We start from the raw sequence: 9370 nt of genomic DNA on the forward strand, positions 1-9370 counted from the left end.
AATTACTCAACAATAAGTTTACGAACACTTCTATTACCTTGTTTATTACTAATCTCCACGATGTAAATTCCAGTAGTTAAAAACTCTGTGGGAATAGTGATTAAGTGCTCTTCAAAATTTGAGTGGCTTACAATTAACTTTCCCTGTGTATCATGAATAGTAATTGATTCTATTTTATTTGAGGTGTTAGATGAAGCAAAAGTCAAAATGTTTTTGGCTGGATTAGGATACATCTTTATGTTGCTGACGGATTGATTGTCTACACTTAAATTTACTTCGTTTAGTTTAAAGATAGCGCCTTGAAACAAACTAACGACATATAATTCTCCATCAAAATCTTCTCCAAAAGCAGAAATACCAAGACCAGACAGGTCTTCTATAAAAGAGATGTTATAATTGCCTGGTGTTGTTTCCTGCACATATCCAATATCGTCACTACAAAAGTCTGCGAAGAAATAAAGGCCTTGTAAAGTAATTTTTGTTGTGCCTCTGTAAACATAGCCTCCAGTAATTGAACATCCACCAGTACTACTATGAGTATATTGTGCTACTGGTGCTTCATGAGTTATTGTATTACAACTTGTTTGACTACTAAAGATAGAATTTCCTTCAAAGCATTTCCAGCCATAATTCTCTCCACCGGTTGAAGATGCGAGTGCTTTGTTAATCTCTTCAATTTGATTTTGACCTACATCTGCGGTCCATAAATCACCTGTAGTTTTATCGAAAGAAAATTTCCAAGTATTTCTTAACCCATAAGACCATATTTCATTTAAAGCAGCAGAGTTTCCAACAAAAGGATTGTCCGCTGGAATACCGTAATTCCCCATATCTGTTGCGTCCACATCAATTCTAAGCATTTTTCCTAGTAAGGTGTTTAAACTTTGGGCTCTATTACCAGGATCGTCTGCGGCACCACCATCACCTAAAGAGATATAGAGGTAACCATCTGGACCAAAGTGCATATCACCACCATTGTGATTACCAAATGGTTGTACAACGTTTAAAAGAACTACTTCTGAGTTTGGATCTGCGATACCAATAGAACTTCGCGTAAATCTAGCAATTACAGTGTCTCCATTATTATCTATATAGTTAACGTAAAAGTAACCATTGCTAACATAATTGGGGTGAAAAGCCATGGCGAGTAAGCCCTGTTCTCCACCAAAATCTGTTACTCTACCATCAATGTCCAAAAAGTTAGATGGGTTTATAGAGGCATCTGCATTAATCACTTTTATTCTACCATCTCTTTCAGCAACAAAAAGTCTGTCATCTCCAGCATGCTTAACATTTACGGGATTTGAAAGGCCGGTTGCAAAAGGTTCTAAAGAGATGTCTTGAGCAAAAGTTAAGGACACAAAACAGCAAGTTATAAGAAGTGTAATGTTTTTCATTGTTTTAAGATCTAAGGATTTTTTACAAAATACGACAAAAAGATGCAATATTGTTTTTATTCACATGGTGAACTATCTCAAAAGTTGATTAGCAATAAAATTGGTAGCATTATCTAAAAGCTCGAAAACAGTTTCAAAACCTGATATTTTATCATAGTAAGGATCGGGAACTTCCTTAATTTGAGAAGTTGTATCAAAGTCTAGTAGGAGTTTGACTTTAGCGATATCAAATGTGGTTCTTGCGAGTTTTAAAACATTTTCAAAATTAGAATGATCCATTACGTAGATATAATCAAACGTATCAAAATCTGAAACGTTAAATTGACGTCCACATTGATTAGAAATATCTATTCCGTGAGTTTTAGCAACTGCTATAGAGCGTTGATCTGGTAGGCTCCCAATATGATAATTTGCTGTCCCAGCAGAATCTACATAAAAAGAATCAGGAGGAAGTTTAGATTCTAAGAGACCATGTGCCAATGGAGAGCGACATATATTGCCTAAACAAACCATTAGTATACTTGTCATTACTATGAATTTATAGAGATAATTTTTTTGAAAGGTCTTCCACGTATTTCCTAAACTGTTTGTCTGTAGAAGACAAATTGTCTACTGTTTTGCATGCGTGAAGTACTGTTGCATGATCTCGCTTTCCTATTTGAGACCCAATACTCGCTAATGAGGCTTTAGTATATTTTTTAGCAAAAAACATAGCTAGCTGCCTGGCTTGCACAATGTGACGTTTTCTAGTCTTTGATTGTAGTGTACTGACATCCATTTGAAAATAATCTGATACTACTTTTTGAATGTAATCTATTGAAACTTCTCGTTTTGTGTTTTTAACGAACTTCTCAACAATTTCTTTAGCAAGATTAATTGTGATTTCTTTTTTATTGAAAGAAGATTGAGCAATTAATGAGATGATTGCACCTTCTAATTCACGTACATTAGTTTTAATATGTTTGGCAACATATTCAATAATGTCGTCTTCCATTTCTACACCATCCCGATACAACTTATTTTTAAGGATAGAAACTCTAGTTTCAAAATCTGGACTTTGCAATTCTGCAGAAAGTCCCCATTTAAAGCGTGATAATAGACGTTGTTCTATATCTTGCATGTCAACAGGAGCTTTGTCACTTGTTAGTATCACTTGCTTTCCGTTTTGGTGTAAGTGATTAAATATATGGAAGAACACATCTTGTGTTCCCGACTTTCCAGATAAAAACTGAACATCATCAATAATCAAAACATCTATGATTTGATAGAAGTGAATAAAGTCGTTTCTATTATTCTTTTTTACAGAATCAATATATTGCTGGGTGAATTTTTCCGCAGAGATATATAAAACTGTTTTTTCTGGGTATTTATCTTTGATGTCAACACCAATTGCGTGAGCTAAATGTGTTTTTCCTAAACCTACACCACCAAAAATCAGTAATGGATTGAATGACGTCCCTCCAGGCTTGTTCGCTACAGCTAGACCTGCATTTCTTGCCAAACGATTAGAGTCTCCTTCAAGGAAGTTTTCAAAACTATAATTAGGATTAAGTTGAGATTCAATTTTTACATTTCTAATTCCAGGAATCACAAAGGGGTTTCTTAACTCGGGACTTCTATTATTTAATGGTACATCCACGTCTTGAGCTTTTAAAGCTCCACGATTAGAACTAGGAATTTTTTCTGTAAACGGTTGTTTGTTACCATAGGTGTTTTCCATTTTAATAACGTACACCAATTTTGCAGATTCACCTATCTGCTTTGTAAGAGCAACTTTTAAAATTTTAACGTAGTGCTCTTCTAGCCACTCGTAGAAAAATTTACTAGGAACCTGAATACTTAACGCATTGTCTGTAAGCTTAACTGCTACTATAGGTTCAAACCATGTTTTGTAGGCTTGTGGTTGTATATTGTCTTTTATAAATGAAAGACAGTTATCCCAAACCGTTTGCGCAGTTACATCCATTCTCTAAGTTTATTTTTATGTTGATAGTTAGTTAGCAAAAAAAAAGAGAAATGTGAATTTATCTCCAATCATTCTAGAGAACAAATATGTGAACAAATTTCTTAATAAAAAAATCAAAAGGTGTTGATTAATTAGAAATTTTTTCTCATGTTTAACTCGATTCGAAATTACAAAAAATAAAACAAAACTTATGGGTAATCTTACTAAAACTACAGAAATAGAATTTAGAGTTCGTTACAATGAAACGGATCAAATGGGAGTCGTATATCATGGTAATTATGCTCAGTATTTTGAAATGGGAAGAACTGATTGGTTGAGAGAAATGGGTTTTTCTTATAGAGCAATGGAGGATGGAGGTGTTATGTTACCGGTAATTTCTTTAAGGTTAAATTACAAAAAATCAGCACGTTATGATGACCTCATTAAAGTAAAAACTAGACTTGTAAAATTGCCAACTGCTAAAATTGAATTTGATTATGAAATAGTAAATGAAAATAATGAAATTTTAACGACTGGAAATTCTGTTTTAGTCTTTATTGACATAAAGAAGAATAGGCCTACAAAATGTCCCGATTATATTTTAGATAAACTGCAAAATTAATCGTTTAAATCCTTTATGTTTATTTCGTAAAGTGTGTCAAAAATCTCAAATATTGAAGAAGCATCTTTTAATCTTACTGAAATTATAAGTTCACAACTCAATTCTAAAGTCTGTTTAGTTATTTTCAAGTTTTTCTCTTTAATAATTCTCATCACAGTATTCATGTTTTTGTAATCAAAAGTGATGCCGTATTCGATATTTACGGTTCTAGTTACAATTTCAGAAGCTTCTAAAGCTATTTGTGCTCCAGTTCTGTAAGCATTTATCAATCCTCCAAGACCCAGTTTAGTGCCTCCAAAATAGCGCACGACTACAATAAGTAGGTTAGTGACTTTAAAGGATTGTATTTGACCGTAAATGGGCATTCCGGCGCTATTATTTGGTTCACCATCATCATTCGCTCTAAATACAAAGTCTTTCTCTTGTTTGCCAAATTGGTAGGCATAACACCAATGTCTTGCTTGATGATGCTGCTTTTTTAAATCTTCAATATGATGTTTGACTTCGTCTTCTGAAGTAATGGGAAACGCATAACCAAAAAACTTACTGTTTCTATCTTTAAATAAAGCCTCTGGAGATGGTTTCGTTATTGTTTTATAAATATCGGTTGCTTCCATTTACGCTAAGGTAACAATAACAATAGAAATGATTGCTAGTATAATTCCCATCCAATTAATTTTAGAGATGTTCTCTTTAAAAAAGAGCAAGCCTAAAAGCGTTGATACCATCACTATGGCTACATTATTTACGGTGAACAAGGTTGAACTCTCTAAGCTCTCGTTATTGAGAGCTTTTAATAGATAGTAGATTGAAAAGTAATTTACGACTCCTAAGATCATGCCCCCAATTACTGATTTAACTGGAAATTTAAATGGTTCTTGTATTGCTTTTACAATTAAAATACTAGAACCGATGATAAAAGCAAATGCAAAAATACTAGCAGAAAAAATAGGAATACTATTCTCAGGCAGATACGTGGTTTCTATATATTTTATTGAAGTATCAATAACACCAGATCCAAAAAACAATAAGATGGGTAACCATAGACCTTTCGTTGGATTATTAATGGTTTTGGATTTGATAGAACTCAGATACACCGATACTAATGCCAATAAAATCCCGACAACTTTTTGAACGCCTACACCTTCATTATAAACATAAATCCCAAAAATTACAGGAATAATTACGCTCATTTTGGAAGCAACAGAAGCGACCGAAAGCCCTTTACGTTGAGCAGTCAAAGCCATAACATTAAAGATGGCGATAAACAAAAACCCTAAACCAATTGCTCCGTAAATCCATTTTGATTCTATAATATCACCTATAACTATAGGCTTGTCGTACATCCATAATCCAAATAAACAGGCAATGAAGTAGTTAACAACAATGGCTTGAAGCGTATTGATTTTATATTTATCAAATAATTTAAAAATGATGAATATACACGTAGAGGCAACAATACTTAGTAGTAGATAGATCAAAATAAGTCTTTATTTATAACGAATAATTCTACGATATCCTGTTTGTTTTCGTCAATATTCCAAACATGTATCCCCAGAGACGCTGCGGTATCAGTATTCTCCTTGGTGTCATCTACAAAGAAACACTCTTCATATTTCAGTTTGTTTTCTTGGACTATAAACTCGTAAATATCGGCATTTGGTTTTCTTAAGTTAATCTCATGCGATAAATAGAATGTGTCGAAACATGATTTGAAATCTTCGTAAAATGATATATTATCTGCAATCCAACTAATATGTAATTCGTTGGTGTTACTCAATAATATAAGCTTGTATTTTCCCTCTTTCGCAAGTTTTTTTATGAATTCTAATCTGTGCTCAGGAAAATCTTTGAGGATATAATTCCAGGTATCTATAATTTCTTTTTTAGATAATCCAGGGAAATTATCTGTATAAAATTCTATAAATTCTTCTGTAGAAATTAAACCTTGTTCATATAAGGTGTTGATGGCGATTAAGTCTTCATGCAATTCATCCAACTCAAATAATTCAAGTGCATTTTTCATAGCACCTTGTTTATCTAAATTGATGAATACATCACCAAAATCGAATATTAGGGTTTTAATTGTTAACATATATATGTAGTGTGTCGTCTATTATTTTTTCTACGGAAATGAGCTGTCCATGAAACTCAGGCGCTTTAATTCCGTTTTTAAAAGTTGTAGGTCCTGTAAATACGCGTGCTTCATCCCAAATATTTTCATCAATAAAGGTTTGAAGTGTTTTAGCACCCCCTTCTATAATGACAGAGTTTATAGCTTTAGAATGCAACAGTGTAGCAATCTGTTTCGCTAGAGGGTTTTTGAAATCAACATTTTGGTCAGAAATCACTAATGTTTCAGCATCAGTATTAAAAACCGAAGGTTCTTTTGATAATTTCAATTCCTGATCTATAACAACACGAGTAGGGTTCTTTCCAGACCATTCTCTAACTGTTAAACTTGGGTTATCTTCTAAAACCGTATTTGTGCCAATCAAAATAGATTGCTCTTCTGCGCGCCATTTATGAACCAATTGCCTAGAGAATTTATTGGTAATCCAAACAGGTTTTTTTTCGTCTTTTTCTAAAGGCGCAATAAATCCATCTGCAGTTTCTGCCCATTTTAATATTATATAAGGACGCTTTTTGTTATGAAATGTAAAAAAGCGTTTGTGATGTCGTTTGCATTCGGTTTCTAGGATTCCAACGGTAACATGGCATCCAGCAGCTATAAGTTTTGCGATTCCTTTTCCTGAAACTTCAGGATTATCATCAATACAACCAATTACTACATTCGCAATTTGATGCTTCACAATCAAATCACTACAAGGAGGCGTCTTTCCATAGTGAGAACAAGGCTCTAAAGACACGTAAAGTGTCGCGTCTTTAAGTAATTCTTTATTTTCTACGGAATTTATAGCGTTCACTTCCGCGTGATTACCACCATAAGCACTTGTGTAGCCTTCACCAATAATTTCGTCGTTATGCACAATTATACTTCCAACCATTGGGTTTGGAGCAGTTGTGCCTAAGCCTTTTTTGGCGATTTCAATACAGCGTTTTATATAGGTTGCGTGTGTTCTCAATAGTTAAGTTTGACCATTTCGGTTTCGTCAATAGGGTAGGTGTATGAAAATCCAAATGTTTTATACATAAGGTCTCCTTTATATTGAACCTTAATTTGTTTGTTAATTAAACTGTTTAATAATGAGCCAATAGCATCTGTTCCTCTAATTTTTAAAATACTGTCGGTACTAATATCTACGTTTAATGGAATCATAAACTCCTTTCTTGCTGGAACATCAAAACTTTCCGACGACAGTTTTGCTAACTTGATATCATTCAGGTAAATAGAAATTGCATCGCTCTTTAAACTTCCGCCGAGGTCATTAGGGTTTTCAAAAAGAGCAGTTGCTGTAAGGGTAATTAACCTGGAGTTAGAATCCACAACTTTGATGTCTTCAATGCCTTTAAAAATTGGTTTTTCTTTTATAGTACAGCTCAGTATGCTCATGGTGACTGTTAATAATAAAATGAGTTTGCGCATGGTCTTAAAATAGATTTATCTGTATCTTCACAGCGCAAAAATAGGATAATAAAGTGAGTGAAGAGGAGATTGTAATTAGAGAAATTAGAGCAGATGATAATCTGCAAACAGAAGCAGTGATAAAAGCTTGTTTTTTAGACTTTAAATTGCCTTTAACTGGCACTGCTTATGAAGACGCCGAAACGCCTTTTATGTATGAGGCGTATCGTGAAGAAAAATCGGTTTACTTCGTGGTTGCCAACGCTACTCAAGTTCTTGGAGGTGCAGGAATAAAACATCTTAAGGACTACGACGGTAATGTCTGTGAGTTGCAAAAAATGTATTTTTCTTCAGAGATTAGAGGAAAAGGTTATGGTAAGAAACTCATTGGTAAATGCTTAGAGGCCGCTAAAAATTTTGGTTATGATACCTGTTATTTAGAAACGATTCCAGAACTTAAGACAGCAATTTATATTTATGAAACTCATGGGTTTACCCATAGAACAGAGCCTTTAGGAAATACAGGTCATTATTCTTGTGGTGTTTGGATGGAAAAAGTATTATGATTTTAAAAGACATACTTAACATATACCATAGTGAGTTAGATGTTCTCTTCGGAAAAGAGGAAGTAGATTCCTTTTTCAACGTGTTGATAGAACACTATCTGAATATAAAACGCATTCATTTGGTTTTAGATCCTCAATATACGATCACAAAAGAGCAAGAACAACCGCTTTTTGAAGCCTTAGCACGTTTAAAATTACAAAAACCTATCCAGTATATTTTGGGTGAAACCGAATTCTACGGATTACCATTTAAAGTGAATGAGCATACGTTAATACCAAGACCTGAAACGGAAGAACTCGTTGATTGGATAATTAATTGTCACACTGAGCGCAGTCGAATTGTAAGCAAAGAACCTCAAACCAAAATTCTAGATATAGGAACAGGAACAGGATGTATTGCTATTTCATTAGCAAAACACCTTTTAAATACCAAAGTTTCTGCCTTAGACGTTTCCGAAGAAGCATTACTAATAGCTCGACAAAATGCAGAATTGAATGTAGTTAATGTTGAGTTTATTTATGATGACATTTTGAATTCGCTTCAAACAGAACTTGTTTCAGTATTTCATAAGTATGATGTTATTGTTTCAAATCCACCATACGTTCGTAACCTTGAAAAAGCTGAAATACAACCCAACGTTCTCGATAACGAACCGCATTTGGCTTTATTTGTAGATGATGAGAACCCTTTACAGTTTTACAAAGCCATTTGTGAATTTGCATTAAGCAATCTCAAAGTCAATGGGATGTTATATTTTGAAATCAACGAATATCTTGGATCGGAGATGCTTGCCTTGTTAGAAGGCTATGGTTTTAAAAACATTGAACTAAAGAAAGATCTATTTGGGAAAGACAGGATGGTCAAAGGTGTGAAGTAACCACCTCGCTTTCATCGCCTTTACTGGCTATGAAACCACTCCTCCTTAAGAAAACGAGGAGAGTTTAATGACATTTTTATAACAATAGGGTTATTGTACTAAATCATTCAAAGTTTTAATCTTCAAATCAACGAGTTTTTCAATTTTAGCTTCAGTTTCAAATTCAATTTCAACTATAGTATTAGGCATCAAATCAAAATAGTTATCACTAAAATAACCTTTTGCTTTGGTGTGTAGAAATACATTTTTCTGTAACGTTGTACTTCTTAAAGTGATTTGAAACCCTTTGGTAGTTTTCGTTATTATTTTTTCGATTGGTGCTTTATCTAATTTTAGATCTTTGGGTTTATTAAAATAAAACAATCGTGTTTTATTATCAAAAGTAATCCTTAAAAACGATGTTGATTTATCTTTAATAGTGAGTTCTTCATTAAAA

The 9370-nt window shown here is 33.5% G+C and carries 12 protein-coding genes; 3 read left to right on the forward strand and 9 right to left on the reverse strand.

Going from position 1 to position 9370, the window contains the following annotated elements; translation table 11 throughout:
- Positions 1-2: 2 nt before the first annotated feature.
- The 3 genes from ACJAZK_RS11500 to dnaA form a co-directional block, all read right to left on the reverse strand.
- Complete coding sequence (locus ACJAZK_RS11500) at positions 3-1397, reverse strand: PQQ-dependent sugar dehydrogenase (protein WP_415224099.1); 1395 nt, start codon at positions 1395-1397, stop codon at positions 3-5.
- A 72-nt stretch (positions 1398-1469) separates the two neighbouring features.
- Positions 1470-1925 carry a low molecular weight protein-tyrosine-phosphatase gene (locus ACJAZK_RS11505; protein ID WP_415224100.1) on the reverse strand — a complete coding sequence of 152 codons (456 nt, stop codon included), beginning with the start codon at positions 1923-1925 and terminating at the stop codon, positions 1470-1472.
- Positions 1926-1935: 10 nt separating this feature from the next.
- Positions 1936-3363, reverse strand: coding sequence for a chromosomal replication initiator protein DnaA (gene dnaA, locus ACJAZK_RS11510; RefSeq protein WP_415224101.1), 1428 nt, complete (start codon positions 3361-3363; stop codon positions 1936-1938).
- 190 nt (positions 3364-3553) lie between these two features.
- Here dnaA and ACJAZK_RS11515 point away from each other — a divergent pair, with 190 nt between their 5' ends.
- Positions 3554-3964, forward strand: a complete 411-nt coding sequence (locus ACJAZK_RS11515; protein WP_415224102.1) for an acyl-CoA thioesterase — start codon at positions 3554-3556, stop codon at positions 3962-3964.
- On the opposite strand, the gene ACJAZK_RS11520 is transcribed toward ACJAZK_RS11515, so the two are convergent.
- From ACJAZK_RS11520 to ACJAZK_RS11540, 5 genes are read right to left on the reverse strand one after another with little or no spacing between them, the layout of a single operon-like run.
- Positions 3961-4581, reverse strand: a complete 621-nt coding sequence (locus tag ACJAZK_RS11520; protein WP_415224103.1) for an IMPACT family protein — start codon at positions 4579-4581, stop codon at positions 3961-3963. The two genes, ACJAZK_RS11515 and ACJAZK_RS11520, sit on opposite strands and share 4 nt — an antisense overlap.
- Positions 4582-5445 (reverse strand): EamA family transporter, encoded by an 864-nt coding sequence (locus ACJAZK_RS11525; RefSeq protein WP_415224104.1) that lies wholly within the window; start codon positions 5443-5445, stop codon positions 4582-4584.
- Positions 5442-6059 carry an HAD family hydrolase gene (locus ACJAZK_RS11530; RefSeq protein WP_415224105.1) on the reverse strand — a complete coding sequence of 206 codons (618 nt, stop codon included), beginning with the start codon at positions 6057-6059 and terminating at the stop codon, positions 5442-5444. Before ACJAZK_RS11530 ends, ACJAZK_RS11525 begins: the two co-directional genes overlap by 4 nt.
- A complete protein-coding gene (gene ribD, locus ACJAZK_RS11535) occupies positions 6046-7050 on the reverse strand; it encodes a bifunctional diaminohydroxyphosphoribosylaminopyrimidine deaminase/5-amino-6-(5-phosphoribosylamino)uracil reductase RibD (protein ID WP_415224106.1) in 1005 nt (334 codons plus the stop codon). Before ribD ends, ACJAZK_RS11530 begins: the two co-directional genes overlap by 14 nt.
- Positions 7047-7511, reverse strand: a complete 465-nt coding sequence (locus ACJAZK_RS11540; protein WP_415224107.1) for an LEA type 2 family protein — start codon at positions 7509-7511, stop codon at positions 7047-7049. Before ACJAZK_RS11540 ends, ribD begins: the two co-directional genes overlap by 4 nt.
- A gap of 53 nt (positions 7512-7564) precedes the next feature.
- On the opposite strand from ACJAZK_RS11540, the gene ACJAZK_RS11545 reads away from it, so the two are divergent.
- Positions 7565-8056 carry a GNAT family N-acetyltransferase gene (locus ACJAZK_RS11545; RefSeq protein ID WP_415224108.1) on the forward strand — a complete coding sequence of 164 codons (492 nt, stop codon included), beginning with the start codon at positions 7565-7567 and terminating at the stop codon, positions 8054-8056.
- Positions 8053-8934 (forward strand): peptide chain release factor N(5)-glutamine methyltransferase, encoded by an 882-nt coding sequence (prmC, locus tag ACJAZK_RS11550; RefSeq protein WP_415224109.1) that lies wholly within the window; start codon positions 8053-8055, stop codon positions 8932-8934. The genes ACJAZK_RS11545 and prmC overlap by 4 nt, the downstream gene beginning before the upstream one ends.
- A gap of 90 nt (positions 8935-9024) precedes the next feature.
- Here the strand turns inward: prmC and ACJAZK_RS11555 are convergent.
- A partial coding sequence (locus ACJAZK_RS11555; RefSeq protein ID WP_415224110.1) for a glycoside hydrolase family 2 protein occupies positions 9025-9370 on the reverse strand: 346 nt, incomplete at its 5' end.

Origin of the sequence: Psychroserpens sp., assembly GCF_047633235.1 — a bacterium.
Lineage (GTDB): Bacteria > Bacteroidota > Bacteroidia > Flavobacteriales > Flavobacteriaceae > Psychroserpens.

What these genes read in the sequence shown, in the direction of transcription:
- ACJAZK_RS11500 (WP_415224099.1), bottom strand. Translation starts at nt 1,397, where the DNA reads ATGAAAAACATTACACTTCTTATAACTTGCTGTTTTGTGTCCTTAACT.
- ACJAZK_RS11505 (WP_415224100.1), bottom strand. Translation starts at nt 1,925, where the DNA reads ATGACAAGTATACTAATGGTTTGTTTAGGCAATATATGTCGCTCTCCA.
- dnaA (WP_415224101.1), bottom strand. Translation starts at nt 3,363, where the DNA reads ATGGATGTAACTGCGCAAACGGTTTGGGATAACTGTCTTTCATTTATA.
- ACJAZK_RS11515 (WP_415224102.1), top strand. Translation starts at nt 3,554, where the DNA reads ATGGGTAATCTTACTAAAACTACAGAAATAGAATTTAGAGTTCGTTAC.
- ACJAZK_RS11520 (WP_415224103.1), bottom strand. Translation starts at nt 4,581, where the DNA reads ATGGAAGCAACCGATATTTATAAAACAATAACGAAACCATCTCCAGAG.
- ACJAZK_RS11530 (WP_415224105.1), bottom strand. Translation starts at nt 6,059, where the DNA reads ATGTTAACAATTAAAACCCTAATATTCGATTTTGGTGATGTATTCATC.
- ACJAZK_RS11540 (WP_415224107.1), bottom strand. Translation starts at nt 7,511, where the DNA reads ATGCGCAAACTCATTTTATTATTAACAGTCACCATGAGCATACTGAGC.
- prmC (WP_415224109.1), top strand. Translation starts at nt 8,053, where the DNA reads ATGATTTTAAAAGACATACTTAACATATACCATAGTGAGTTAGATGTT.